The 25306-nt window shown below is 53.9% G+C and carries 25 protein-coding genes; 13 read left to right on the forward strand and 12 right to left on the reverse strand.

Going from position 1 to position 25306, the window contains the following annotated elements; all coding sequences use genetic code 11:
- From greA to rsmA, 3 genes are all read right to left on the reverse strand, one after another.
- The gene (greA, locus tag B9A24_RS19680; protein ID WP_084447731.1) at positions 1-474 is read right to left on the reverse strand and encodes a transcription elongation factor GreA; all 474 of its coding nucleotides are present in this window, start codon (positions 472-474) and stop codon (positions 1-3) included.
- A gap of 102 nt (positions 475-576) precedes the next feature.
- Complete coding sequence (locus B9A24_RS19685; protein WP_084447732.1) at positions 577-1533, reverse strand: NAD(P)-dependent oxidoreductase; 957 nt, start codon at positions 1531-1533, stop codon at positions 577-579.
- A gap of 124 nt (positions 1534-1657) precedes the next feature.
- The gene (rsmA, locus tag B9A24_RS19690) at positions 1658-2464 is read right to left on the reverse strand and encodes a 16S rRNA (adenine(1518)-N(6)/adenine(1519)-N(6))-dimethyltransferase RsmA (RefSeq protein WP_084447733.1); all 807 of its coding nucleotides are present in this window, start codon (positions 2462-2464) and stop codon (positions 1658-1660) included.
- A 190-nt stretch (positions 2465-2654) separates the two neighbouring features.
- Here rsmA and B9A24_RS19695 point away from each other — a divergent pair, with 190 nt between their 5' ends.
- The 10 genes from B9A24_RS19695 to accC all read left to right on the forward strand — a co-directional run bounded on the left by B9A24_RS19695 (position 2655) and on the right by accC (position 11478).
- A complete protein-coding gene (locus tag B9A24_RS19695) occupies positions 2655-4109 on the forward strand; it encodes a leucyl aminopeptidase family protein (protein WP_084447734.1) in 1455 nt (484 codons plus the stop codon).
- 69 nt (positions 4110-4178) lie between these two features.
- Entirely contained in the window at positions 4179-5201 is a 1023-nt protein-coding gene (gene pdxA / locus B9A24_RS19700) for a 4-hydroxythreonine-4-phosphate dehydrogenase PdxA (RefSeq protein WP_084447735.1), read from the forward strand.
- A gap of 225 nt (positions 5202-5426) precedes the next feature.
- Positions 5427-5795, forward strand: a complete 369-nt coding sequence (locus tag B9A24_RS19705; protein WP_084447736.1) for a helix-turn-helix domain-containing protein — start codon at positions 5427-5429, stop codon at positions 5793-5795.
- A 74-nt stretch (positions 5796-5869) separates the two neighbouring features.
- The gene (locus B9A24_RS19710; RefSeq protein ID WP_084447737.1) at positions 5870-6397 is read left to right on the forward strand and encodes a YceD family protein; all 528 of its coding nucleotides are present in this window, start codon (positions 5870-5872) and stop codon (positions 6395-6397) included.
- A 60-nt stretch (positions 6398-6457) separates the two neighbouring features.
- A complete protein-coding gene (gene rpmF, locus B9A24_RS19715) occupies positions 6458-6682 on the forward strand; it encodes a 50S ribosomal protein L32 (protein WP_084447738.1) in 225 nt (74 codons plus the stop codon).
- A 72-nt stretch (positions 6683-6754) separates the two neighbouring features.
- Positions 6755-7696, forward strand: a complete 942-nt coding sequence (gene plsX, locus B9A24_RS19720) for a phosphate acyltransferase PlsX (protein ID WP_084447739.1) — start codon at positions 6755-6757, stop codon at positions 7694-7696.
- A 55-nt stretch (positions 7697-7751) separates the two neighbouring features.
- Complete coding sequence (locus B9A24_RS19725; protein ID WP_084447740.1) at positions 7752-8756, forward strand: beta-ketoacyl-ACP synthase III; 1005 nt, start codon at positions 7752-7754, stop codon at positions 8754-8756.
- 162 nt (positions 8757-8918) lie between these two features.
- Complete coding sequence (efp, locus tag B9A24_RS19730) at positions 8919-9482, forward strand: elongation factor P (RefSeq protein WP_084447741.1); 564 nt, start codon at positions 8919-8921, stop codon at positions 9480-9482.
- 22 nt (positions 9483-9504) lie between these two features.
- A complete protein-coding gene (gene accB / locus B9A24_RS19735; RefSeq protein ID WP_084447742.1) occupies positions 9505-10002 on the forward strand; it encodes an acetyl-CoA carboxylase biotin carboxyl carrier protein in 498 nt (165 codons plus the stop codon).
- 132 nt (positions 10003-10134) lie between these two features.
- Complete coding sequence (gene accC, locus B9A24_RS19740; protein WP_084447743.1) at positions 10135-11478, forward strand: acetyl-CoA carboxylase biotin carboxylase subunit; 1344 nt, start codon at positions 10135-10137, stop codon at positions 11476-11478.
- A gap of 59 nt (positions 11479-11537) precedes the next feature.
- Here the strand turns inward: accC and B9A24_RS19745 are convergent, their stop codons facing one another.
- A complete protein-coding gene (locus tag B9A24_RS19745; protein ID WP_084447744.1) occupies positions 11538-12107 on the reverse strand; it encodes a DUF3109 family protein in 570 nt (189 codons plus the stop codon).
- Positions 12108-12300: 193 nt separating this feature from the next.
- Between B9A24_RS19745 and B9A24_RS19750 the strand changes: the two genes are divergently transcribed.
- The 3 genes from B9A24_RS19750 (at position 12301) to murA (ending at position 16737) form a co-directional block, all read left to right on the forward strand.
- Complete coding sequence (locus tag B9A24_RS19750) at positions 12301-14550, forward strand: ATP-dependent helicase (protein WP_084447745.1); 2250 nt, start codon at positions 12301-12303, stop codon at positions 14548-14550.
- Between the two features lie 68 nt (positions 14551-14618).
- Positions 14619-15329, forward strand: a complete 711-nt coding sequence (locus B9A24_RS19755; protein WP_084447746.1) for a DUF4290 domain-containing protein — start codon at positions 14619-14621, stop codon at positions 15327-15329.
- 103 nt (positions 15330-15432) lie between these two features.
- The gene (murA, locus tag B9A24_RS19760) at positions 15433-16737 is read left to right on the forward strand and encodes a UDP-N-acetylglucosamine 1-carboxyvinyltransferase (protein WP_084447747.1); all 1305 of its coding nucleotides are present in this window, start codon (positions 15433-15435) and stop codon (positions 16735-16737) included.
- A 76-nt stretch (positions 16738-16813) separates the two neighbouring features.
- Here murA and B9A24_RS19765 read toward each other — a convergent pair whose 3' ends face one another.
- The 8 genes from B9A24_RS19765 to B9A24_RS19800 form a co-directional block, all read right to left on the reverse strand.
- A complete protein-coding gene (locus B9A24_RS19765) occupies positions 16814-17149 on the reverse strand; it encodes a phage holin family protein (protein WP_084447748.1) in 336 nt (111 codons plus the stop codon).
- An 89-nt stretch (positions 17150-17238) separates the two neighbouring features.
- Entirely contained in the window at positions 17239-18348 is a 1110-nt protein-coding gene (locus tag B9A24_RS19770) for an agmatinase family protein (protein ID WP_084447749.1), read from the reverse strand.
- Positions 18349-18558: 210 nt separating this feature from the next.
- Positions 18559-19197, reverse strand: coding sequence for a chemotaxis protein CheC (locus B9A24_RS19775; RefSeq protein ID WP_234997547.1), 639 nt, complete (start codon positions 19195-19197; stop codon positions 18559-18561).
- A 63-nt stretch (positions 19198-19260) separates the two neighbouring features.
- Positions 19261-20895 (reverse strand): chemotaxis protein CheA, encoded by a 1635-nt coding sequence (locus B9A24_RS19780; protein WP_084447750.1) that lies wholly within the window; start codon positions 20893-20895, stop codon positions 19261-19263.
- Positions 20895-21818, reverse strand: coding sequence for a CheB methylesterase domain-containing protein (locus B9A24_RS19785; RefSeq protein WP_143435096.1), 924 nt, complete (start codon positions 21816-21818; stop codon positions 20895-20897). Before B9A24_RS19785 ends, B9A24_RS19780 begins: the two co-directional genes overlap by 1 nt.
- Positions 21819-22031: 213 nt before the next feature.
- Positions 22032-22415 (reverse strand): response regulator, encoded by a 384-nt coding sequence (locus B9A24_RS19790; RefSeq protein ID WP_084447752.1) that lies wholly within the window; start codon positions 22413-22415, stop codon positions 22032-22034.
- An 83-nt stretch (positions 22416-22498) separates the two neighbouring features.
- The gene (locus tag B9A24_RS19795) at positions 22499-23008 is read right to left on the reverse strand and encodes a chemotaxis protein CheW (RefSeq protein WP_084447753.1); all 510 of its coding nucleotides are present in this window, start codon (positions 23006-23008) and stop codon (positions 22499-22501) included.
- Between the two features lie 72 nt (positions 23009-23080).
- On the reverse strand, positions 23081-25306 hold a 2226-nt coding region (locus tag B9A24_RS19800; RefSeq protein ID WP_143435098.1), incomplete at its 5' end, for a methyl-accepting chemotaxis protein.

The raw sequence follows: 25306 nt of genomic DNA on the forward strand, positions 1-25306 counted from the left end.
CTACCGGCTTATATCCAGAATCTTGAATTGCAGCTTGCCGGCGGGCACCGTGATTTCGGCTACGTCGCCTACGGATAAACCTAGCAGGCCTTTGCCAATCGGCGACTTCACGGAAATCTTGCCGGCGGCCAGGTTGGCTTCTTCCTCGGCTACCAGCGTGTAGTCGAGCACCATGTTATTTTTCAGATTCTTAAGCTTCACCTTGCTCATAATCAAGGCCTTGCTCGCATCTATATTCGACTCATCGATCAGGCGGGCATTGCCAATAACTTCTTCGAGCTTGGAGATTTTCAGCTCCAGGTGGCCCTGGGCATCCTTAGCCGCGTCGTATTCGGCATTCTCGCTTAGGTCGCCTTTGTCGCGGGCGTCGCGCAGCTGTTCGGCCGCCGCGGCCCGGCCGCGGATTTTGAGGTCTTGCAGCTCGTCCTTGAGCTTTTGCAGGCCCTCGGGGGTGTAATAATTAACAGTGGCCATGACGGTGGGGTGGTAAGCTAAAAAACAAGAAGAACGGTCGGCAAAGCCAACCGTTCTCCCCAACAGGTTTAAGACAAATATACGAATCCCGCCCAATTTCCGCTACCCTCGCCGGGGCGCAAGCCGCAGAAAGGCTCCTATCTTTTGGGCCAGCACCTCATTGATGTGCTGGTACGACTGGTGGGTCCAGCCGCCGATATGAGGCGAAAGAAGTACCTGGGGGGCATTTTTCAGGAAGTCAAAAGTAGCCTGCTGGGTTGGCGTGAGTGTAGCCAGCTTTTCGTTTTCGAGCACGTCGAGGGCCGCCCCGCGCACCTGCCCACTTTGCAGGCCGCGCACCAGGGCCGCCTGATCGAGCACCTCGCCCCGCGCCGTATTCAGCACCCAGATGGGGTTGCGAAAAGCCAGCAGCATCGCCTCATTTACAAAGTGATGATTGAGTACTGAATACGGAATATGCAGACTCAGTACCTCGGCCCGCTGCTGCAATTCATGCAGGGTCACGAGCGTCGCGTTGTGGTCGGGCAGGCAGGCAGAATCGTTGTCGTGGGCCAATACAGTGCAGCCGAAACTCATGAGCCGTTGGGCAAAGGCGCGGCCCATGTTTCCGTAGCCTAGTATCCCGACAACTTTGCCCCCCAGCTCCTCGCCCCGATTGGCCTCGCGCTGCCAGATGGCCTGGCGAACCTCCTGATCAGCCCGCGGAATGTTGCGCAAGAGAGCCAGCAACAGGCCCAACGCAAATTCACCTACCGCGTCGCGGTTGCCTTCGGGCGCATTCAATAGCGTGACGCCCGCCGCTCTCATTGCTGCCTCATCAATATTATCCACGCCAGCTCCGGCGCGGGCTACGTAGCGCAGCGCTGGTCCGTGGGCCAGCAAAGCAGCCGTTACGCGCACTTTGCCACGCACTACTAAACCCTCGTACGCATGCGCCGCCAACGCCGCGGGCACTTCAGCCGCCATCAGGTCGGGGCGGTAGTGGGTGATAAGGTCGGCTTCCTGAAACAGGCTTTGCCAGGAAGGATGCAGGTCGTCGACGACGAGACAGAGAGACATGAATAATTACTATTTACTGCTGTGTTAAGGGGTTCAATTTAGAAGTACACGTATCCATTGACCCCGATTATAGAGAAAAACCAGGGAGCAGATACACTCGTCGGACAATAAATAATCAATCTGCTCAGGACTCTGCGTGAGCCTCCGCTTCATTCTGCTGCTCCACCAGCTTCGTCAGGCCTACGAACTCAGCCACGCCCAGCTGCTCGGCCCGCTTATCGAAAATAGGATCAGCGGTGACCTCGGGGGGCAAACCGAACGGCTTGAGAGCGTTGCGCAGGGTTTTGCGGCGAGTTTGAAAAGCCTGCTTTACCACCCGAAAAAACAGTTTTTCGTCGCAATCCAGCCGCTCGGTAGTATTACGGGTGAGGCGGATGACGGCCGACTGTACCTTAGGCGGCGGCACGAATACGTGGGGCGGCACCGCGAACAGCATTTCCACGGTATAGTACGCCTGCAAGAGCACGCTCAGAATGCCGTAGGCTTTAGAGCCCGGCGGTTCGGCGATGCGCTCCGCTACTTCCTTCTGCAGCATGCCTATCACTTCGCGCACCTGCTGGCGGTGAGCCAGCACCTGAAAGTAAATCTGGGTGGAGATATTATAGGGGAAATTGCCAATGATACTCAGCGGCTTACCCGGAAACAGCTGGCTCAGATCCTGCCGCAGGAAGTCCGCGGAGATAATTCGCCCCCCAAGTGCGGGGAAGTTACGCTCCAGGTAAGCCACCGACTCGCGGTCAATTTCCACCACACTCGTCTGGTAAGCCGGATTCTGCAACAGATTACCCGTGAGTACGCCCATGCCGGGGCCAATTTCGAGCACATGGGCTACCCCGTCGGGCAGACGCAAAGCGTCCACGATGTCGCGGGCAATATTAGGGTCGGCCAGAAAGTGCTGGCCGAGGTGTTTTTTGGGCCTGACGGGATTCATTTTCTATTTTCAGAAGTGAAAGCGAAGATTGGAAAGGTGAGATTATTTTTCAGAGAGAAGGCTATTAGAACGTAAAGGCTCACTTCTCCGGTCTCCGCTCTCACTTCTCTCAAAAGACGCCTACCTTGCGTCGCCCAAAGATACGCCCGTCGTTGGGCTTCTGCTTTTCACCTCTGCCCTCCTGCTGTTTATGGCCCTCCAACTCACGTACGCTTCCACGGTGCCCGCCGGCACCGACACCGTTTTTGTGCTGCCCACTGGTACCCGTGAATTGCCCCCCGCCGCGCTCACCGACCTCCCGGAAGCGGCCCGGAACTATGTAAACGAGCAGCTCGCCGCTGATAGCAAGCTCATCACCCTCAATCACTTTTCACATCGCCATTACTTTGTAGTAGCCGCTACCAAAGCCACCCCCGAGCTGGTAGCGGAGGATCTGCGCAAGGCTGGCCATAAACTGCACGCTGCGCTTAAAGCTGATAAAGTAGCCGAGCTGAACATTCAGGATCTGACGACGGATGGCACTGGTGCCCTACCGCTGGCCGAAGGCATCTACCTGACGGCTTATCAGTTTGCGGGGTATAAAACGGACGAGAAGTCGCGTCAGAATGCCTCTCTGACGAATGTAACCCTTGTGGGGGTCACTCTGCAAGCCGAATCAGTGCAGGAGTTGGAAGGACTGCTCCAAGGCGTATGTTTGGCCCGCGACTTTATCAATGAGCCGCTCAACCGCCTGAATGCTATCCAGTTTGCCGAACGCATGGCCGCCGCGGGTGAGGAAGCCGGTTTCCATACCGACATTCTGGACCTGGCCCGCATCGAGGCCCTGCGCATGGGCGGGCTCATTGCCGTGAACATGGGCAGCCCCGAGCCGCCCACCTTCACTATCATGGAGTATAAGCCGGAGGGGGCCAAAAACGAGAAGCCCTACGTGCTCGTGGGCAAAGGTGTGGTGTTCGATACGGGTGGCCTGAGTCTGAAGCCTACGCCCAACTCCATGGACATGATGAAGTGCGACATGGCGGGCGGCGCGGCCGTAACGGGTGTGCTGTACGCGCTGGCCAAAAATAAAATACCACTGCACGTAATCGGTTTGGTGCCCGCCACCGACAACCGGCCGGGGGGCTTAGCCTTCGTGCCCGGCGACGTACTCGAAATGCACAGCGGTCTTACGGTTGAAGTCCTGAACACGGATGCTGAGGGCCGCCTGATTTTAGCCGATGCTCTCAGCTTCGCCCGTAAATATGAGCCGGAGCTGGTTTTCGACATTGCTACGCTTACTGGTGCAGCGGCTCGCGCTGTTGGCAAAGAAGGTCTTGTAGCAATGGGCACCGCTGGCGATGAGCGCATGCTTCAGCTTAAGCAAGCGGGCCACCGCACCCACGAGCGCATCGTGGAGCTGCCGCTTTGGGACGAGTACGCCGAGCATATCAAGTCTGATATTGCCGACATCAACAACCTGGGCAAAGCTGAAGCCGGTGCCATTTCGGCCGGTAAATTTTTGGAGCGTTTCATCGAAGGCACGCCCTGGATTCACCTTGATATCGCCGGCCCCGCTTTTCTCACTGGCCCCGACAGCTACCGGGGTAAAGGCGGCACTGGCACCAGCGTGCGGCTGCTATATGAGTTTTTGAAAAACACGTATTAACGCGTTTCACCCTTCTCTTTACTTACTCAGACGAGGAACCTAATCCTCTCCATTCGCTAGCTCCTGCCCATGTCCCAACTGCCCCGCCTCGGCATTTCTGTCGGCGACCTCGCCGGTATCGGACCCGAAATCATTTATAAAACCTTGCGCGACGTGCGCCTGCTAAAGTACTGCACGCCGGTAGTGTACGGCACGGCCACGGTGCTTTTCGACGATTTTCCAACGGAGGAACGTGGCGAGCCCTTGACTTTTCGCCAGGTGCGGGCCGCCGCCGATATAGCCACCGGCAAGCCTAACGCGGTTACGTGCTGGGATGAAGACTTTGCACTAACGCCTGGTCAGCCCAGCGCGGCCAGCGGCGCAGCCGCCCGGCAGTCATTGCTGGCCGCCTGCCGCGACTTAAAAGACGGCCTGCTTGATGGCATCGTGACGGCCCCTATCAGCAAGGAGAACACCCAAGCCGATGATTTCCGCTACCCCGGCCACACCGAGTTTCTGACCAGCTTTTTCGGGGCTCCCGAGAGTCTGATGTTTTTGGTAAGTGAAGACCTGCGCGTGGCCACCGTTACAGGTCACATTCCACTAAAAGACGTTTCAAGTAGAGTAACAAAGGAGCTTTTAACGAAGAAGCTGCGCATTCTACTCACTTCCCTGCGCCAGGATTTCGGGATTCAAAAGCCACGGGTAGCTGTATTGGGCCTGAACCCACATGCTGGGGAAAAAGGTTTGCTAGGCACCGAAGAAGCCGATATCGTTACGCCCGTCATCCAGCAATTTCTGGGGGAAGGCCAACTGGTATATGGCCCCTTCCCTGCCGACGGCTACTTCGGTACTCGCCAATACCACCAGTTCGACGCAACCCTGGCTTTGTATCACGATCAAGGTTTGATTCCGTTCAAAACGCTGGCCTTCGAGCGGGGCGTCAACTTCACGGCCGGCCTGCCCATCGTGCGCACCTCCCCCGACCACGGCACTGCTTACGGCCTGGCAGGCACATTCAAAGCGGATGAAACCTCGTTCCGGGAAGCACTTTATCTAGCCTGCGACTTGGTTCACCAACGGCAAGGACTGGCAGTGGAAAAGCGCCGGTAGTTACCAAGCAAAAGCCCCCCAGCACTGATCTGGGGGGCTTTTTTGTGAACTGCACCACCAACCAAATTGCTCTGGTTTTTCTATTAATAAGCCGACCGACCATTATCATATCGAAATTTTCTTTCTATAAACGAAATATAATTTGTTCTTTTAAAATTCAGCCGTAAGTTTGCCGAAGAAATAAGCGGAGCCAGTTCGGTTCCGTTTTGCTTTTATCTGGTTCTCATGGTGCTTCAAACTCCTACAGATTACCGCATTGCCCTGCGCCGCCTTGATGCGCTGGCAACCGCCGGAGTGGAGGGCAACGCTGCGCTGGAGGCCGAGTTTCGGGAGTTGATCCTGAGCATCGACACCTATGAAGGCAAGTTAGGGCTGCTACCCATTCCAAATCTGCCGACCTCACTGGCTGAGATGATAGAACTCAAACGCCAGCAAATGCGGCTCAAGCAGAAAGATTTGGCGCAACTACTGGAAGTACCTGCCGGACGTCTCTCCCAGATTCTAAGTGGTAAGCGCCGTGTTACGCTCGATCTGGCCAAACGCCTTTACGAGCGACTCGGCATCCCATCTGATTTCATTCTTAAAAACGCTTAGTCCCCCGATACTGCCTCCAGCTTTAAAAAACGGCGAAATCTTCCTACTTTTGCCCCCTGCTATACATCTCAACCGTGAAGAAGGACTCGCAATATGACTTAGCTATTGCTAAGCTGGCCCCCAAAACGCACCATTTTGCGTTTGAGCTAGGCAGAGCGTTTTTCGAACAGTTTGATCAACAGCTAATTCAGGATGGCCACCTTCACGCTGACGTGGAGCTGACCAAAACGGATCTGCTGCTGACGCTCGACTTTCACATTAAGGGCACCGTGCGCCTCATCTGCGACCGAAGCCTGGAAGATTTTGATCAACCCATTGATGTGCGCCACCAGCTGCGCGTGCGCTTTGGGGATCAGTACTTGGAGTTAGACGACGACGTGCTGCAAATCACGCCCGATACCCAAACCCTCCCTATTGCTCAGCACTTGTTCGATTACATTGGGCTGGCAATTCCGATGAAAAAGCTGCATCCGCGCTTTCAGAACGAGCCCGACGATAACCCAGATGCTGACGCAAAGCTCATCTTCACGACTCGTCAGGCCGACGATGAGGACGAAGACAATTCCGACCCACGTTGGGATGCGCTACGGAATCTTAATTAAGCTTACCCATCTATTCGACTTTCTCCCTTTTAAATTCACATTCAACTTTCATAATTTTCCATGGCACATCCTAAGCGCCGAACCTCCAAAGCCCGCCGCGACAAGCGTCGCACCCACGACAAGCTCACTCCCAAGGCTATTTCCATCTGCCAGACTACTGGCGAGACGCACCTGCGCCACAAGGCGTACGTAGTAGAAGGCGACTTGTATCTGCACGGCAAAATAGCAGTAAAGGACTACGCTCCTGTCGCCGCTGCCGCTGCCCCAACCGAGGACGAAGAATAAGCCTCACTTTGCTGGCAGCATCCGCCTGCCAGCCCGCCTTTTCGACTCCGTACTCCCCTTGATTTCCTGTACATGAAGATAGCCCTGGACGCAATGGGGGGCGATTTTGCCCCCCAGGCTGCCGTCGATGGTGCCGTAATGGCTGCCCAACAGCTAAACGGTGCGGCTCAGATTGTGCTCATCGGCCAGGAAGAGGCCGTGCGCCCTTTGCTCCAACAGCACGGTGCCGCCGCCGCCGACCTCCTATTTATCCCGGCCACGCAAGTAATCGCGATGGGTGAGCATCCTGCCAAGGCTTACCAGCAAAAGCAGGATTCCAGCATTGCCGTGGGTTATCGGATGTTGCACGCTGGCGAGTTAGATGCATTCTGCTCAGCCGGTAGCACAGGGGCGATGCTCGTAGGTGCCATGTTCAGCGTAAAAGCGGTGCCCGGCGTATTGCGGCCAGCTATTGCCAACTTCGTACCGAAGCTATCAGGCGAGCAAGGCGTTTTGCTAGACGTGGGAGCCAATGCGGAGTGCAAACCTGAGATGCTGGAGCAATTCGGCGAATTGGGCTCGCTCTATGCACACTACGTGCTGGGCATTGAAACCCCTAAAGTGGGTTTGATGAATCTGGGTGAGGAAGAAGGGAAAGGCACAACCTTGACCCAGGCCGCCCACCAATTATTGAAGGTAAATCCGCATGTGCATTTTATCGGCAATATTGAGGGGCGTGACCTTTTCAACTCCAAAGCCGATGTAATTATCTGCGATGGTTATACAGGCAACGTAATATTGAAGATGGCAGAATCCATTTATGAGATTCTGAATGAGAAGAAGATGCATGACCCCTTCTTCGACAACTTCAATTATGAGGCTTTTGGTGGCAGCCCTATCCTGGGCATAAATGATAATGCCATCATTGGGCACGGAGTGAGTACGCCACTGGCCATTTGCAATATGCTCTTACAGAGTTACAAAATGGTCGAGTCGGGCATTTCAGACCAAATCAAGAGCACCTTTAAATCTTAAAGACTAAGTCCGGCCAGAGCCGGACTTTTTTTGCCGCCTTCGTTCGTCTTTCTCGATGAAAATAACTGCCGCTATTACCGGAGTGGGTGCCTATGTGCCCGATTACGTACTCACCAATAAGGAACTTGTAACCCTGGTGGATACTACCGAGGAGTGGATCGTGAGTCGCACAGGCATACAAGAGCGGCACATTTTGAAAGGCGAAGGACAAGGCACCTCCGTTATGGGGATAAAGGCCGTCGAGCAATTACTAGCGAAGACTGGCACACGAGCCGAGGATATTGACCTGATTATTTGCGCTACTACTACTCCAGATCTTGTATTTCCTGCCACCGCTAATATCATTTCGGCGGCTGTGGGGGCCAAAAAAGCGTTCAGCTACGACATGCAGGCTGCCTGTTCGGGCTTTATGTTCGCTTTGGCTACCGGTGCTCAGTTTATTCAAACCGGCACGTATACAAAGGTTATAGTAGTAGGTGCCGACAAAATGTCGAGCATAATTGACTATACTGACCGTTCTACCTGCATTATTTTTGGCGATGGGGCTGGTGCGGTTCTCTTAGAGCCAACTACTGATGGCCTAGGATTACTTGATCAACAGCTTTGCTCCGACGGCAATGGCGAGCCGTTTCTGCATCAAAAGGCAGGGGGGAGCCGCCGCCCGCCCTCAGCAGAAACCCTTGCGGGCCGGGAACACTTCGTGTACCAGGAAGGAGCGACAGTGTTCAAATTTGCAGTGAAAAACATGGCTGATGTAGCCGCTCAAGTAATGGAGCGTAATCAGCTCACGGCCAATGATGTAGCCTGGCTGGTACCACACCAGGCCAACAAGCGCATAATTGACGCGACAGCTCACCGCATGGGTGTTGGCCCTGAGAAGGTAATGCTCAATATCCATCGCTATGGCAATACCACTAACGGCACCATTCCGCTTTGCCTGGCTGATTACGAGAGCCAATTACACAAAGGGGACAACCTCATTATTGCCGCATTTGGCGGAGGCTTCACTTGGGGGTCGTTATACCTCAAATGGGCGTACGACGCCAAACCTAGCCAGTAAATAGCTTGATTAGCTAACTGCCCGCGGAAAACCTCTATACTTGCACTTTCGGAAATGCTGAGCTTGTTACGTTAGCGATTGAGTAGATTCCGACTACGACATTTTTTGAGCAATCCAGCGATACGCGTTCAGCCTTTAACCTTTAACGACAGCACCTAAAAAATGGCCACCACCGCAGACTTCCGTAACGGCCTCGTCCTGAATTACAACAACGAATTGCACGTTATTACCGAGTTTCAACATGTGAAACCTGGTAAGGGTCCCGCTTTTGTGCGCACCAAATTGCGCAACATCAAAACAGGCCGCATGATTGATAATACCTTTAACGCCGGCGTGAAGGTAGAAACAGCACGAGTGGAGCAGCGCCCTCACCAATTCCTGTACAAGGATGAATATGGCTTCAACTTCATGAACAAGGAAGATTTTGAGCAGGTCACGCTACCCGAAGCAATGGTGCCCTTCGCCGATTTGCTGAAGGATGGCCAGGAAGTAACCATTCTATTCCACGCCGAGACGGAATTGCCTCTCACAGCTGAATTGCCAACTACAGTGGAACTGGTAGTAACGTACACCGAGCCTGGTTTGCGGGGCGATACTGCCACTAACACGCTAAAGCCCGCAACAGTGGAAACAGGCGCCCGTATTCAGGTACCCTTGTTTATCAGCCAGGACGAAAAAATTCGCGTGGATACCCGCGACTACTCCTATGTCGAAAGAGTTAAATAAGTCGCCGCAGAAGCAGCCTGCTATGAAAGCCAAAGAACTACAGGAACTGCTCGATTTTATCGCAAAATCGGGCTTGAACAAAGTCAACATTGAGACTGAGGAGTTTAAGATCTCCGTGCAGCGCGACCCCAGCTATAAGCCGGTTATCAGCTCATCAATGTCCGCGTCGGCACCGGCCGTAGTGCCTCAGGCCCCAGCGCCGGTTGCCGCCTCTGCATCTGCGCCCACCCCGGTTGCTCCTGCGCCCGCTGCCACCGCTAGCGAGACCTCTGAGGCCAATTATCAGGCCCTGAAGGCCCCCATGATTGGCACTTTCTATCGATCTAACAGCCCCGAGTCCCCAGTTTTCGTGAACGTAGGCGACATGGTCGAAAAGGGTCAGGTCATTTGTATCATTGAAGCCATGAAGCTGTTCAATGAGATTGAAGCCGAAGCTTCCGGTCGTATTGTGAAGGCGTTAGTAGAGAACTCTTCTCCCGTAGAATACGATCAGCCCCTGTTCCTGATTGAGCCAATGTAATTTTTGGGCCTTGAGGTCTTGGTAGCTTAGGTTCTGAGCGAGTCGGATGACGCGCACTACTATCCTTAGCTACCAAGACCTTTCTGTTTCAATCAGGTCCATCAAATTATTTGCTCCCAGAATCTACTCATCATGTTTAAAAAAATACTGATTGCTAACCGGGGTGAAATTGCCTTGCGCATTATTCGCACATGCAAAGAAATGGGTATCAAAACGGTAGCCGTCTACTCCACTGCTGATAAGGAAAGCCTTCACGTACGTTTCGCCGACGAGGCTGTATGTATTGGTCCTCCTCCTAGCGCCCAGTCGTACCTAAACATCCCAACCCTGATCGCAGCGGCCGAAATCACCAACGCTGACGCCATTCATCCTGGCTATGGCTTCCTGTCGGAAAACGCAGAATTTTCGCGTATTTGTCAGGAAAACGGTATAAAGTTCATCGGTGCTTCGCCTGAAATGATCAACAGCATGGGCGACAAGGCTTCGGCTAAAGCGACCATGAAAAAAGCCGGAGTTCCCACCATTCCTGGTTCAGAAGGGCTGTTGGATTCCTTACAGGATGCGCTGAAAATTGCGCATAAGATTAAGTATCCGGTTATTCTGAAGGCGACGGCTGGTGGCGGTGGGCGGGGTATGCGCGTAGCCCGTACCGATGAGGAGCTGGAGAAAGGCTGGCACGATGCCCGCACGGAGGCCAAAGCCGCCTTCGGCAACGATGGTATCTACCTCGAAAAGTTTGTGGAAGAGCCGCGCCATATTGAGATTCAAATTGTTGGGGACCAGTTTGGCCGCGCCGCTCACCTTTCTGAGCGTGACTGTAGCATTCAGCGCCGGCACCAGAAGCTGGTAGAAGAGGCTCCTTCTCCTTTCATGACCAAAGATCTGCGTAAGAAAATGGGTAATGCCGCCGTAGCCGGAGCCAAGTCTATTCGCTACGAAGGAGTAGGTACGATTGAGTTTTTAGTAGACAAAAACCGGGACTTCTATTTCATGGAGATGAACACCCGTATTCAGGTGGAGCACCCCGTGACGGAGGAAATCATCAACTACGATCTGATCAAGGAGCAGATAAAAGTGGCGGCCGGCGTGCCCATTTCGGGCAACAACTACGAGCCCAAGATGCACGCCATGGAGTGCCGCATCAATGCTGAAGATCCGCGCAACGGCTTCCGCCCGGCCCCAGGCAAGATTACGACGCTGCACATCCCTGGCGGTCATGGGGTACGGGTAGACACGCATGTGTACGCTGGCTACACCATTCCGCCGAATTACGATTCGATGATTGCCAAGCTTATTACTACTGCCCAGACCCGGGAAGAATGCATCGTGAAAATGAAGCGGGCGCTGAGTGAGTTTGTAGTGGAAGGCGTAAAAACTACTATTCCATTTCACCTAGCTCTGATGGATAATCAAAGCTTTAAGGATGGCAACTTCACGACAGCATTCCTGGATACGTTTGACTTTTCGACTGTTTAGCCTGATCGGCTAACCCGCCTAGCAACAAAAAGCCCCTGTACAAGGGGGCTTTTTGTTAACTATAAGGTAGAATTCTCTATTTCCTGCACTAGTTCACTGTACCATTCTTCCCCATACTTACGAATAAGTGGCTCTTTAAGAAACTGATAAACCCGTACGCCCAAATCGGCACCGAAGGCGCAGGCAGGATTGCAGATACCCCAACGGTCGTAGTTCAAGGCTTCAAAACCCTCGTACTTGCTGATTCGAATGGGGTACAAATGGCAGCTGATCGGCTTCTTGAAGCTAGTGGCGCCGGCCAAATATGCTTGCTCGATGCCACACTTTAAAATACCGCGCTCGTCATAGAGCGCGTAGGCACACTCCCGGTCGTTGATGGTGGTTGTGCTGAAATCGCCTTCCCAATCCTTGATGTAAAGTCCTTGCTGTTCGATAGCCTGCTGACCGGCTTCAGTAAGAAAGGGCTTGATGCTGGCGTATTCCGCCTCCAGAATTGTCAACTCAGCCTCTTCTAAAGGTGCACCCAGGTCACCTTCTACGCAGCACGCACCTTTGCAGGCTTCGAGATTACAAACAAAGAAATTGTCGCGAACGTCATCGGAGATGACGGTGTTCTGGATAATAATCATGGGTATACGCGCAGGATCTCGCGGGGGGCTTTTTTAGGCGCGCCACTCCGGTAAAAGGTGGTAAGCCAACCAATAAGCAAAGCGCCGGGAGAAGTGGATTGACAAAGATAACCCCAAACGTCGGCTCTCTGGTTTCCTGGGGGGCAAAACCTTACCTTTGCCGCTTCGCCAACGAGCCGGTTTACTTGAAAGAATGGCCTTAGATTATCACTCCCTCCTGAACCCCTCGCAGGCCGCCGCCGTGCTGCAAACGGAAGGCCCCTGCATGATTATAGCCGGTGCTGGTTCCGGCAAAACGCGTGTATTGACGTATCGCATCGCGCATTTACTTGAGAAAGGCGTCGACCCATTCAACATCCTGGCCCTGACTTTCACCAATAAGGCGGCCAAGGAAATGCGCGCCCGCATTGAAAAAGTAGTGGGCCCGGAAGCTAAGAACGTGTGGATGGGTACTTTCCACAGTATTTTTGCCCGCATCCTGCGCTCCGAGGCCGAGAAAATCGGCTTCCCGCGCCACTTCACCATTTACGACACCCAGGACTCCAAGACGCTGGTGTCGCAGATCGTGAAGGAGCTGGACCTGGACGACAAGCTCTACAAGCCCAGTATGGTGCTGGGGCGCATTTCCTCAGCTAAGAACAAGCTGATTTCGGTGCAGCAGTACCTGAGCGACCCGGTTATCAAGCAGGACGATGAAGCGGCGCTGCGCCCAAAAATCGGCGTGATTTATCAGCAGTACCAGTCGCGGTGCTTTAAGGCGGGTGCCATGGACTTTGACGACCTGCTGTTTAATACCAACGTTTTATTCAAAGACCACCCGGAGGCGCTGAACAAGTACCAGCACATCTTCAAGTACGTGATGGTGGACGAGTATCAGGACACGAACTACTCGCAGTACCTGATTACGCGCAAGCTGGCGGCCAAGGATCGCAATATCTGCGTGGTCGGCGACGACGCGCAGAGCATTTACGCCTTCCGGGGGGCCGATATTACCAATATTCTCAACTTCGAGAAGGACTACCCGGAGCTGGAAGTGTTCAAGCTGGAGCAGAACTACCGCTCTACCAAGAACATCGTGAAGGCCGCTAACTCGGTCATTAAGAACAACAAAGCCCAGCTGCGCAAGGACGTTTTCTCCGAAAACGAGGAAGGTACGCTGATCGAAGTGCTCAAGGCATCTTCCGATAATGAAGAAGGCAAGCTGATTGCTAACTCCATCTTCGAGGACAAGATGAACCTGCACTTGTCGTACGACCACTTTGCCATTCTCTACCGCACCAATGCCCAGAGCAGGGCCATGGAAGAGGCGTTGCGTAAGCTGAACATCAAGTATAAGATCGTGGGGGGCCTTTCTTTCTACCAAAGGAAAGAAATTAAGGATTTGGTAGCTTATCTGCGCCTGACGGTAAACCCCAACGACGAGCAGGCCCTGCGCCGTGTCATCAACTACCCCAAGCGCGGCATCGGCGACACGACGGTGAGCAAGCTTATCACCACGGCCGAGGAAACCAACCACACGCTGTGGGAAGTGGTGGCCAACGCAGCCTCGTTTCTGGGCGCGCGCGTATCAGGAGCCATTACTCAGTTCGCGGAGCAGATCAAGAGCTACGCCGTGGTGGCGGGCAAGGAAGACGCGTTTGAGGCGGCCAAGTTCATTGCCAAAAACTCGGGCATGATTGAGGAATTGTACGCTGATAAAAGCATCGAGGGTCTCTCGCGCTACGAGAACATTCAGGAATTGCTGAACGGCATAAAAGCCTACACCGAAGACCCGGAGCGCGACGATAAGTCGCTGGCGTCCTTCCTGCAGGATATTGCCCTCGTCACCGATGCTGACACCAAGGACGCCCAGCAGGATGGTGAGGCCGTGACGCTGATGACGATTCACTCGGCCAAGGGTCTGGAGTTTCGCAACGTGTACATCGTGGGAATGGAGGAGAACCTGTTTCCGAGCCAGATGATGATTACCTCGCGGGCTGATCTGGAGGAGGAGCGGCGGCTGTTTTACGTGGCCATCACGCGGGCTGAGAAGAAGCTGACGCTCAGCTACGCCACCTCGCGCTACCAGTGGGGCAACTTGCGGAGTTGTGAGAAAAGTCGTTTTTTAGACGAAATCGATCCGCAATTCGTAGATTTCAAGTTCTCGGCGGGTCCGGGCAGTGGGGAGTCGCCATTTGGGCACGTATTGGAGCGGCGCAGTAACCTAATTCCGCCCGCTCCGCGTAAAACGGTAGCTACCAGCTACAAGCCTTCGGCCGATTTTCAACCCTCCGATACTTCCAACTTAGCGACCGGGCAGCGGGTAGAACACCCCAAGTTTGGCTTCGGCACGGTGAGCAAGCTCGAAACGCAGGCTGGCTCTACCAAGGCCATTATTCAGTTTGAAGAGGTCGGCGAGAAGACGTTGTTGCTGAGTTTTGCCAAATTGCGGGTGCTGAGCTAATTAGCTGCATTTAGTACCCACCACAGAGTACGCAAAGGCTCTGAATCTTCTTTTTTTTAATTTCCCCCATGTCTCTCCCCTCCCCTCATAAGCACGAGCTGCTCCAGCGCGAATACGGCCAGAGCACCTTTCAACTCGTGCAGACCCTGCGGACTATCGAAGATAAGGCTGAGCGCACGCGCCGGGCTCATCAGATAGTGCAGCTGATCTTTCGCTTGAATGCCAACTTGCGTGACCAGCCTGACGCTCAGCAGAAAGTATGGAATCATCTCTATGAAATGGCCGATGAGGACCTAGACGTAGATAGCCCGTTCCCGCTCACCAGCCTTGCCCAGCTGCACCAGCAGCCGAAGCGGGTGCCCTATCCCAGCAAATCGCCTAAGCTCAAGGCTTATGGCCGCAGCGTAGAGGATATGATTGCCAAAGCCCTCACGCTGGAAGACCCAGCAGAGCGGGAGCAGGCCACTATTGCCATTGGGCGAACCATGAAGTTCCTGTACCGCTCCTACAGCAAGGAGAATGCGAAGGATATAACTATCCTGAAGCATTTAAAAGAGCTTTCGGGGGGCAGATTAGAGCTTGACCCAGTTCAGGTTGACGCGCAGAACCTCTTTGAGTTTGCCACCAACGGCCGGCCGGTGCCCTTCATCGTACCCCAGCCTCGCAACGACCGCAACGACCGCGACGCCCGTCGGGGCAGCAGTGGTGGCGGCAACCGGCGCGACAAGCAGCGCCGCGGAGGCAAAAAGCGGCAGGAACCACAGCAGCCTCCTCAGTAATTTTTGTAGAAGCAAGGAATCTGAAGTCGGAGTTGAAATTCCAGACCAAGAATTTTAGCCCCGGCTCCCAATTCTTAGCTCCTAAATTCTAATTCTTTTTTTGATGGCCTCTTTTGAAGTAATTGGCGGACACCCGCTTAAAGGCGAGATTATACCCCAGGGGGCAAAAAACGAAGCACTCCAGATTTTGTGCGCCGTACTGCTTACCAATGAGCCAGTTACGATTAGCAACATTCCTGATATCCGCGATGTAAACAAGCTCATTGAGCTACTGCGGGATATGGGCGTAAAGGTGGGGAAGCTCGCCACCGATACCTACGTATTTCAGGCTGACAGCGTAAACTTAGAATACCTCGACTCAGAGCAATTCGTAGCCCAAGGCCGCGCCCTACGCGGTTCAGTTATGATTCTGGGTCCTATGCTGGCACGCTTTGGCCAGTGCCAATTGCCTAAACCAGGCGGCGACAAAATTGGCCGTCGTCCGCTGGATACGCACTTTTTGGGCTTGCAGAAGCTGGGGGGCAAATTGACCCTGGAAGGCAACGATTTTTACCGCATCCGTACCGAGGGTAAGTTGCAGGGCACTTATATGCTGCTCGACGAAGCTTCCGTGACGGGCACCGCCAACATTGTGATGGCCGCGGTCCTAGCGGATGGCATCACCACCGTTTATAACGCTGCCTGCGAGCCTTATTTGCAGCAGCTGTGCAAAATGCTGGTGCGTATGGGGGCCAAAATCAACGGTATCGGCTCTAACCTGCTCACCATTGAAGGCGTGGAAAGCCTCGGCGGCACGGAGCACCGCATGTTGCCGGACATGATAGAAATTGGTTCTTTTATCGGCCTAGCGGCCATGACAGGCTCCGAAATCACGATCAAAGACGCGCAGATTCAGGAGCTAGGCCTTATTCCGGATACCTTCCGCAAGATGGGTATTCAGTTGGAATTCAGGGGCGATGACATTTTTATTCCCGCGCAGGACCACTATCAGATTGCTACTTATCTGGATGGCAGCATCCTGACGGTATCGGATCATACGTGGCCGGGCCTCACACCTGATTTGCTCAGCATTATTCTGGTAGTAGCTACCCAGGCAAAAGGCACGGTTCTCATTCACCAAAAGATGTTTGAGTCACGCTTGTTCTTCGTTGATAAGCTCATTGATATGGGCGCGCAAATCATTCTCTGCGACCCGCACCGGGCTACCGTTATTGGCCTCGATCAACGCACCCGCCTGCATGGTATCAGCATGACGTCGCCCGACATTCGGGCCGGGGTAGCGCTGCTTATCGCGGCCCTTTCCGCCGACGGACGCAGCGTGATCGACAACGTGGAGCAGATTGATCGGGGATATCAGTTTATTGATAAACGCCTGAACGCACTGGGGGCTCAAATAAAGAGGCTGTAATGCAGAGAGTCTTTGACCATAGAAAAGCCCCCCAGAGACTTTCCGGGGGGCTTTTCTGTGACCTATTGAGTTACTCTTAATCAATGACCATGTCAATGACGCTCGTTACCAGCGACAACACGACGCTGAAAAGCAAAGCCGCCAGGAAGCCATCCAGTTTGAAGCCGGGTAGCACCCAATCGGCCAGGAGCACGATTACGGCATTAATAACGAGTAGAAATAACCCCAGCGTAAGTACGGTAATGGGAAAGCCCAGAATTTTAAGGATGGGCTTTAACACAGCATTTAGCACCGCCAGCACCAGCACCAGCAATAGGGCATCACCAAAACCATCGAGGTGAGCACCAGGCAGAAAGTAAGCCAGGGCATAGGTGACAATGGCGGTGAGAATGAATTTGAGTAGAAATCCCATAGAGGCAAAAAGATGAATGAACAAAGAAAATCCGACCCCCAGTCGGGAGTCGGATTACGGTACGCAAAAACGCGGGCAGTGTTAGGCCACTAGTCCTCGTCTTCCACTTTCTTCATGTCGCGGGCAGCAATGCGCCCCTGCGAGACCGCCATCCAGTTGCAGAGCTGATACAGCAGACGGGCCCCCACAATTCCATTCCAGTCAGTATCGCCGGGGGCTACTTCATTCAGGTCGCAGCCGATGATTTCGCGGCCCGAGCGCACGACCATCCGAATCAGGTACAGGGCTTCCTCAAACTCCAACCCACCGGGAACGGGCGTGCCGGTGCCGGGGCAAAGCTTCGGATCGAGGCCGTCGATATCGAAGCTCAGATACACCTTTTGGGGTAGCTGAGCGATAATTTTCTTGCACTCCTTCCGCCAAGATTTGCCGGCAAAAAGCTCTTCCCGCAGGAAACGCTCCGCAAACATGATGATGCGACCATTGCTGCGCTCGGCCAGTTCGGCTTCCTGCTGGCAAAAATCACGGATTCCTACCTGCACCAGCTTTTTTACCTGCGGCAACTGTAGCGCATTATACATGACGGACGCGTGCGAGTATTCGAAGCCTTCGTAGGCCGGGCGCAGGTCGCAATGGGCATCGATTTGCAGAATACCGAACTCCTCGTGGCGTTCAGCCAACGCATGAATGTAGCCTAAGGGAGTGCTGTGGTCACCGCCTAATACGGCTACCGCCTTACCCGCGTCGAGGTAAGCCCCGGCTTTTTGCTTAAGCCAGTTCAGGAGTGCTTTTCCACGAACGGTAGCTTCGGCGGTGGCGGTGGCATGCTGGGGGGCTTTTTCGGCAGGCTGACCCGCTTCGAGCCAGCTGATATAGCCAGCAGCCTGCTCGCGTAGCTCGCGGCTTTCCGCGGCCCAGCTTTCGTCTTCGTCTTCCATGGCCAGGCCCAGGCGCCAGGCATCCGCGATATCCGGATCGTAAAGGTCTACTTGCAGGGAGGCTTCCCGGATAGCAGCCGGCCCTAGCGCCGTGCCTGCCCGATACGAAACCGTAACCTCCCACGGCACCGGCACCACCACTACCTGCGCCTCTTCTACGGTGAAGGGCAAGCCAAAAATGCCCCCCGCGGTATCGCCCAAGGCATTGGGATCGAATGAGGCGAGCTTCTTTTCAAGATTTGATGAACGTGCGTTCGACATAACAAACGGATTAGAAAAAGAAATATGTAAGTGAAGCGTCAGGGCGACGCTATCAAAAAACGCTGTTCTTCAGGCTGACTCAGGGCGTCTGAGCTGTCTGCCTAATGCAATAAAAAAAGCTGTCATTTCGGGTGGTCCAACCAGCCGCGATCAGAAATCCGCGATAGTCGATATCTACCAAAAATGACAGCTTTTCCCCTTAGGGAATGATTAATGCGTGGCTTGCTGACCGTTCAGAAAGTCGTAGGTCCGAATGATCTCCAGGATCTTGACGAAAGTTTCGCGGTCGAAGAACAGCATCAGCGGTAATTCAACCGAGTACTTTTTGTCTGAGAAATGCGTGATGACCGAGAAAACCATAGGTTGATATAGCGGATTCTGCGCTACCAACCTGGTCAGGGAAGTATCGAGGTGGCCTTTTGGCGCAATGGGCGGCGCGCCATATATATTAGCTTTCAGGATGTTAGCCAGCTGCGTTACCAGAGCGCCCGTGATAATGTTGCTAATCTCAAGCAACAACGACTCCTGCAATTCGTCAATTTCGACCGATTCAGGCTTCGACAGACGCAAACACACACGCGACAGGCGCTGCACATGCTGCCCGGAGAAGAACATCAGCGTCGAGCCATTGAATTCGCCCTTTATATCGGACTGGATAACGACATGGTCTTTCTCGTACACTTTTACTCGCTCCAGAATACTGGTACCGGGCACCAAATCAAGGCTTGGCACCTCCAATAACACGGTTTCCTGAGCAATAGAGGCGAAAGAATCGGCGGCGCGAGCCAAGCCAATATTCAGGATTTCCCGAATAATGTCCCGCTCCAGTTCCGTCATGTGCAAATACATACAAGTCAGTCAGTTGGTACGAAAAAGCCACTATAGGCAGTTTCGAAATCTGCAATACGTGATTTAAGGTCGTTTGGCCAAGAATAGTCGAGTTAATGCTGGCACATCGAGCACGAGGCACACATGTCCGCTGCCCAGTAGCGTCACACCTCCAAATAAGTCAATGGTATCCAACGGTTTACTCATGGGCTTGATCACAATATCTTGCTGACGCAAAAAACGATCAACGATCAAACCCAGCTTACGATTATTGTAATCCACAATGATAATGCGCTGACGGCCCACCAGCTCGTCGCGCGCGGCAGGCGGCAGCGGCCCGTCGCCACTATGCAGCAACGTCCGCAGATTCACTATCGGCACATTTTCTTCCTGAATACGGGCCAGCAGCGTCCCACCTACTACATGTAGCTCGTCGGGTTCCAGGGCTACCACCGAATCGGTGTGCATGAGTGGAATGGCGTAGCTACGCTCCTCCAATTCAAACAACAGCGCTCCTTTTACGGCAATCGAGGTGGGCAGCACCAGGGTGAATACGGTTCCCTGGCCCAACTCCGACTCAACCCGTATTTGCCCCCCCAGCGAATCAATCGCCAGCTTCACCACATCTAAGCCTACGCCCCGGCCCGAAATCTCAGTGACTTCCTTTGCCATAGAAAAGCCTGGCTCAAACAGGAAGGCCCGTACCGCATTCGCATCGAGGTGAGCAGCCGCGTCAGCTCTTACCAAGCCGCGCTCTACTGCCTTGCGCCGCACCCCTTCTACATCAATCCCGCGGCCATCATCGACCACCCGAATCAGTACATCGTCACGCTCCGTTTGAGCAGATAGCGTCAGACGCCCGGCGGCGGGCTTATTGGCCCGCTGGCGCTCGTCGGGCGTTTCAATACCGTGGGCAATAGCGTTGCGAACTAAATGCAGCAGAGCGTCGGTAATGATTTGCAGGATATTTCGGTCAATCTGAATGTCCTGCCCTTCCAGCTTCAGGGCTACTTCTTTTTGCTCGGCAGCAGCTACGTCACGAACCACGCGGGGAAACTTATTGAAAAGCGAACCAACGTTTACCAGACGCGCGTCCATCACACTATACTGCAGCTCGTCGGTAATACGAAACAGATGTGAGGCCGCCGCCTGTAGGGCCGGATGCCCAATCTCGCCGCCAAGCGTCATAATCCGGTCACGGTCGATAATTAGCTCACCTACTAAATTGAGCAGGTGGTCCAGCTTTTTGATCTGAATATACACCAGGTCCGATAGCTCCAGCTTGCGGCCGGCGTCCTCATCAGTATCCGACTCGGCAGTAATCAGGATCGGCTCCTCCCCTAGCACCAAACGCTCAAGGTTTGCGAGCAAATCCTCGGCGGGGGGCATTTCGGCCTCTTCCCCAACGGCCCGAATCATGGCCCCCAACGTATCAACGCCAGTAAACAGCACGGGAACGACCGTGCCGGTGAAGGCTTTCTCTTTGTCTCTAATCAAACCAAATATGGTTTCCATCTCATGCGAGACTTCGCCAATCTGGTTGTAGCCCATCGCCCGCGCGTTGGACTTGAGATTGTGCATGAGCCGAAAAAGCTCATTCAGGGCGGGGATATCTTCCGGATTTTTCTCCAACTCGCTGATATGACGGCTCATGGCGTCATAATATTCGAGTGCCTCGGCCATAAATATTTCCCGGTACTCCTGTTCCCGTGACTTCATCAGCTAACGGTCGCTAGAGGTGGAGAAAAACGGACGGCCGGAACCGGCAGCGTCGCACGCTGATTTATGACTTCTGCGATTTGCTCCAGCGGCAACACGTCGTTAGCGTATCCGGCCCGAATCACGGAGCCAGGCATGCTAAATACCGCGGCCGACTCCTGGCTTTGCACGATGACCCTGCCTCCCTGTGCCCGAATAGCCTGAGCACCCAAGGTTCCATCGTGTCCTAGCCCGGTTAGAACTATACCTAATACCTGCGGGCCAGCCACTTTGGCAGCCGAACGCATAAGCACATCAATAGATGGGTCATCAGCCGATAGGTTTGGTTTAGAGCTAAGGTCAATCTGCCATACCCGCCAAGGCCCGCGTTGCACAGATTTTATTACCATATTTTGCCCCCCAGGAGCTATGATAATCTGCCCTTCTTCCAGAGGCATGCCCACGGTGCCAATTTTTACTGGCAGCGGGGTCAGACGCTGTAAGCGCTTAACGAATGAGATGGCAAAGTGCGCGGGCAAATGCACGGCAATCAGCAAAGTGCACGGCAGAGCGGGACGTAGAGCGTGCACGAGTTGCTCTACAGCCATAATCCCTCCTGTGGAAGCCCCAATCACAGTCAGGTTTTGGGGCTGAGCACTCACGACATGGCGTAGCGGGCTACTAAAAGTGGCTGTCCGCGACATGGTTGGGGCGCCGCGAAGCTGCTGGAGTACCGCCAGCCGAAAAGCCTGTTCAGCGCCTAATTTTAGGGGGACGATGTAATCATAAATTCCCCAGCGAGCAGCTTCGCGCATCATACCCGGTAAAGGGGTGCCCGCAGCGTAAAAAAGTACCGGACAAGCATGCTGTCGATGCAGTCGCTCCAGATCCGGCAGGTCGTGTTCGTCCAGAATCACTAGTGTCGGCCGAAGCCTTCGAGCCATAATTACCAACTCATCAGCGTTGCAAGCTGAACCCAGCAATAGGCAGTTGGGCTGGGCTTGCAATAGGCGCGTCAACTCCAGTCGCACTAAAGCGGGAAGCTTACCAAGCAGAACAGTAAAAGAGACGGGTAAAGCGGGCACGAAATAGGTGGAAGCGCGGAGTAAGAAAGCAGAGCGGATATGTAAACATGTGCCCTGGGGGCCATGCTCACCTTATACGTCGGTTTCCTCTGAGTTTTGTAAAGCACTACCTACAATCTCGAGCACTTTTTCCTCGGAGAAAGGCTTCACGATGTAAGCTGAAGCACCGCTTTCAAGCGCCTCGTTCACAATAATTTCCTGCCCTACCGCACTGCACATAACCACTTTTACGGTAGGATTTACCTGCCGAATGCCCTTCAAAACATCAAGGCCCGTATTATCCGGCAGGATAACGTCGAGCGTAATCAGATCAGGATTGGTAGCGCTGGTCATCTCCAGTGCCTGCTGGCCATTCGCGGCCTCCCCTACCACCTCGTAGCCAGCATCAGTAAGCATATTCTTTAGCATCGTGCGCATATAAAAGGAGTCGTCAACGATGAGAATGCGGTTTTTCATAAAAGTAGTATCAGTAGAAGAAAAAGACGGAGGATAAGCAGAACAGCAGTGTTAGCCCTTATACGGGGCACCACGCACTAAGATTAAGCTTTCGGTTGGAGCTGCATTATTTCCGTCGGGGTGAGGAGCTTCAGCATATCGAGCACAATAATAATGCGACCGTCCAGCTTAGCAATTCCCTCAATGTATTTGTCCTGAATGTTGGCGTCCTGAATAAATTCAGGGGCTTTCTCGATGATTGAAACCGGAATCGATAACGGCTGCGGCACTTCGCGTACCACTAGTCCAATCGTATAGTCCTTGGCCTCAATCGCTAAGGTGTAGGTAGTGGCCGGCAACGCCTCCGTAATTGAGCGCAATTGAAATCGCTCCTCTAAGTCAATAATGGCGATAATATCGCCGCGCAGATTGGCTATTCCTTTTACGAAGGGGGGCGTTTTGGGCATGCGCGCAATCTCTGGGGTAACAGTTACCTCCTTTACCTGCTCAATGCGAATACCATACTCTTCGCGTCCCAGCCGGAACACGATTAATTGAATAAGCGCTTGCTGCTTAACAACTTTCTTTTCGTTACTCGACTCTATTTCAGGCATGCATAAGGTTAGTATAGGCTTGCTACTGTCCATTCGGATTAGTAGCATGCTTGGAAATAGACCTAACAGGAATTAATTGGCTTTGGCTTTAGCCCGAGCTTTTGGCGTTTTTTTCTCGGCTCCATTTGTCGGCTGTGGCTCCGCTACTTTCCCATTTACGGGTGCCGGACGCCGTGCTGCAGCCTTCTCTGTAGCAGGAGCCTCTGCTGATTTGCCCCCCCGTGCGGGTCTGGCTGGCTGAGCTTTCGTCAACGGTTGGGCAACGTCAGCGCGTCGAACAGGCCGCTCCGGTTGAGGGAGGGCTGGCTTAGCCGGAACTGCGTGTCCATTGCGAGGCGGTGTCATCTGAGTTAAGCGTTGGCGGCCACGACGGGGCTCAGGCTCGGGCTCTGGTTCCATATACTCCATCAGCTGGAAGGCCGACAAGCCAACTTGTAGATCGTCCGCAATATCAGTCAGCTTCTGGCTGGAGGCCGTCAGCTCCTGCATAGAAGTCGATAGCTGCTTAGCAGTGCCTGCCACTTGCTGCGTGCCCGAGGCAGTTTGCTCCGCGATGGCTACCACTTCCTCCACGTACTTTACTACGTCCCCAATACTGATTTTCTGCACTTCGGTAGCCGTGAGAATGTCGCGGGAAGTACGCAGCGTTTCGCCGCTGCTCGTCGCAATGTTTTTAAAGGCGGAGCTAGCTTCGAACGTCGCGTTTTTACCTTTTAATACCCGGCCTTCCATGGTCGAGATAGCCGTAGCAGCTGAGCTCGTATCCTTGCGTACGTCGTCTACCAGCGTAGCTATTTCACTGGCTGATTTGCGTGAGCCTTCGGCCAGCTTGCGTATCTCTTCGGCTACGACCGCAAAGCCTCGACCAGCCTCACCAGCTCGGGCTGCCTCAATAGCCGCGTTCAAAGCCAGCAGGTTGGTTTGGGAAGCAATGTCCGTGATTACTCCCAGCGACTTGCTGATCTCCTGGCTGCGGGTACTTAGTACTTCAATAGTCTTGGACGTTTGGGCGGCAGCATTGGAAATTTCTTCCATGTTTTTTACCACCTCAGCCACCGTTTTAAGACCAAGCTGAGAGGTTTGCTCACCCAGGATAGCGGCTTTGTTCACCACGTCTGCTTTACCCGCCGTTTCCTTGGTGGCCTGCATAATTTCCTCGATCAGCTTAAAGGCTTGGTCGGTTTTCAAGGCCTGATTCTGAGCGCCTTCCGCCATTTGCTGCATAGCCAAAGCTACGTCAACCGTTACGCGGCTCATCTCCTGACCTTTGCCGGCCATTTCCTCCGATGAGGTCCCTACTACCTGTGATGAATCGTTGATTTCACCCAGCAGCTCGTTGAGGTTCTCAACAGCCAGGTTCAAGGCATTGGACATAGCCATGATGTCGCCGGCGGTAGGCACTTCTACGCGCTGGGTCAGATCGCCTTCGGAAATGGCTCGCACTACGCGGCTTACTTCCAGCACCGGAGAGGCAATGGATTCGAGCAGCTCGTTAAGTGTATCTACAAGTTCTTTCCATGAACCACTCACGCCGCCTACGGTAGCCCGCTCGGTCAGCTTACCTTCTACCCCGGCTACTTTGGCCACCCGGCTAACTTCCACTGCCAGGCGGTTCAGGTCGTCCACCATGCGGTTGATGGTGTCGGCTAGCTCTGCTACCTCACCTTTTGCATCAAGGGTGAGTTTTTGAGTCAAGTCACCCTGCGAAACAGCTGTTACTACTTTTACCAGTCCCCGCACCTGCGTGGTGAGGTTTGAGGCCATTGTATTTACGTTGTCGGTCAGGTCTTTCCATACTCCACTCACGCTCGGCACATTGGCCTGGCCCCCGAGTTTTCCCTCGGTACCTACTTCCTGCGCCACACGGGTTACCTCGCCAGCGAAGATGTTCAAGGAGTCCACCATGCGGTTGATGTTGTCCTTCAAATCCAGCAGCTCGCCTTTGACGTCTACTGATACTTTCTGGCTTAGGTCACCTTTGGCTACGGCAATGGCCACGTTGGCAATGTCCCGCACCTGACTCGTCAGGTTCGAGGCCATCGTATTTACGTTATCGGTCAACGCTTTCCACGTACCGCTGACACTTGGCACATTGGCCTGACCACCAAGTTTTCCTTCGGTGCCCACATCAAGCGCCACGCGGGTTACTTCCCCGGCGAACAGGTTCAGCGAGTCCACCATCTGGTTCAGGTTCTGCTTGAGCTGTAGCAGCTCCCCTTTCACGTCTACCGTTATTTTTTGGCTCAGGTCACCTTTGGCTACGGCCGTGGCCACGTTGGCAATGTCCCGCACCTGACT

Origin of the sequence: Hymenobacter roseosalivarius DSM 11622 (assembly GCF_900176135.1) — a bacterium.
GTDB classification, from domain to species: Bacteria; Bacteroidota; Bacteroidia; order Cytophagales; family Hymenobacteraceae; genus Hymenobacter; species Hymenobacter roseosalivarius.

What these genes read in the sequence shown, in the direction of transcription:
- rpmF (WP_084447738.1), top strand. Translation starts at nt 6,458, where the DNA reads ATGGCACATCCTAAGCGCCGAACCTCCAAAGCCCGCCGCGACAAGCGT.
- B9A24_RS19795 (WP_084447753.1), bottom strand. Translation starts at nt 23,008, where the DNA reads ATGCCTGAAATAGAGTCGAGTAACGAAAAGAAAGTTGTTAAGCAGCAA.
- greA (WP_084447731.1), bottom strand. Translation starts at nt 474, where the DNA reads ATGGCCACTGTTAATTATTACACCCCCGAGGGCCTGCAAAAGCTCAAG.
- B9A24_RS19745 (WP_084447744.1), bottom strand. Translation starts at nt 12,107, where the DNA reads ATGATTATTATCCAGAACACCGTCATCTCCGATGACGTTCGCGACAAT.
- B9A24_RS19780 (WP_084447750.1), bottom strand. Translation starts at nt 20,895, where the DNA reads ATGAAGTCACGGGAACAGGAGTACCGGGAAATATTTATGGCCGAGGCA.
- B9A24_RS19725 (WP_084447740.1), top strand. Translation starts at nt 7,752, where the DNA reads ATGAAAATAACTGCCGCTATTACCGGAGTGGGTGCCTATGTGCCCGAT.
- B9A24_RS19790 (WP_084447752.1), bottom strand. Translation starts at nt 22,415, where the DNA reads ATGAAAAACCGCATTCTCATCGTTGACGACTCCTTTTATATGCGCACG.
- B9A24_RS19705 (WP_084447736.1), top strand. Translation starts at nt 5,427, where the DNA reads ATGGTGCTTCAAACTCCTACAGATTACCGCATTGCCCTGCGCCGCCTT.
- accB (WP_084447742.1), top strand. Translation starts at nt 9,505, where the DNA reads ATGAAAGCCAAAGAACTACAGGAACTGCTCGATTTTATCGCAAAATCG.
- pdxA (WP_084447735.1), top strand. Translation starts at nt 4,179, where the DNA reads ATGTCCCAACTGCCCCGCCTCGGCATTTCTGTCGGCGACCTCGCCGGT.
- B9A24_RS19695 (WP_084447734.1), top strand. Translation starts at nt 2,655, where the DNA reads ATGGCCCTCCAACTCACGTACGCTTCCACGGTGCCCGCCGGCACCGAC.
- B9A24_RS19765 (WP_084447748.1), bottom strand. Translation starts at nt 17,149, where the DNA reads ATGGGATTTCTACTCAAATTCATTCTCACCGCCATTGTCACCTATGCC.
- accC (WP_084447743.1), top strand. Translation starts at nt 10,135, where the DNA reads ATGTTTAAAAAAATACTGATTGCTAACCGGGGTGAAATTGCCTTGCGC.
- rsmA (WP_084447733.1), bottom strand. Translation starts at nt 2,464, where the DNA reads ATGAATCCCGTCAGGCCCAAAAAACACCTCGGCCAGCACTTTCTGGCC.
- murA (WP_084447747.1), top strand. Translation starts at nt 15,433, where the DNA reads ATGGCCTCTTTTGAAGTAATTGGCGGACACCCGCTTAAAGGCGAGATT.
- B9A24_RS19775 (WP_234997547.1), bottom strand. Translation starts at nt 19,197, where the DNA reads ATGTATTTGCACATGACGGAACTGGAGCGGGACATTATTCGGGAAATC.
- B9A24_RS19770 (WP_084447749.1), bottom strand. Translation starts at nt 18,348, where the DNA reads ATGTCGAACGCACGTTCATCAAATCTTGAAAAGAAGCTCGCCTCATTC.
- B9A24_RS19755 (WP_084447746.1), top strand. Translation starts at nt 14,619, where the DNA reads ATGTCTCTCCCCTCCCCTCATAAGCACGAGCTGCTCCAGCGCGAATAC.
- efp (WP_084447741.1), top strand. Translation starts at nt 8,919, where the DNA reads ATGGCCACCACCGCAGACTTCCGTAACGGCCTCGTCCTGAATTACAAC.
- B9A24_RS19750 (WP_084447745.1), top strand. Translation starts at nt 12,301, where the DNA reads ATGGCCTTAGATTATCACTCCCTCCTGAACCCCTCGCAGGCCGCCGCC.
- B9A24_RS19685 (WP_084447732.1), bottom strand. Translation starts at nt 1,533, where the DNA reads ATGTCTCTCTGTCTCGTCGTCGACGACCTGCATCCTTCCTGGCAAAGC.
- B9A24_RS19785 (WP_143435096.1), bottom strand. Translation starts at nt 21,818, where the DNA reads ATGGCTCGAAGGCTTCGGCCGACACTAGTGATTCTGGACGAACACGAC.
- plsX (WP_084447739.1), top strand. Translation starts at nt 6,755, where the DNA reads ATGAAGATAGCCCTGGACGCAATGGGGGGCGATTTTGCCCCCCAGGCT.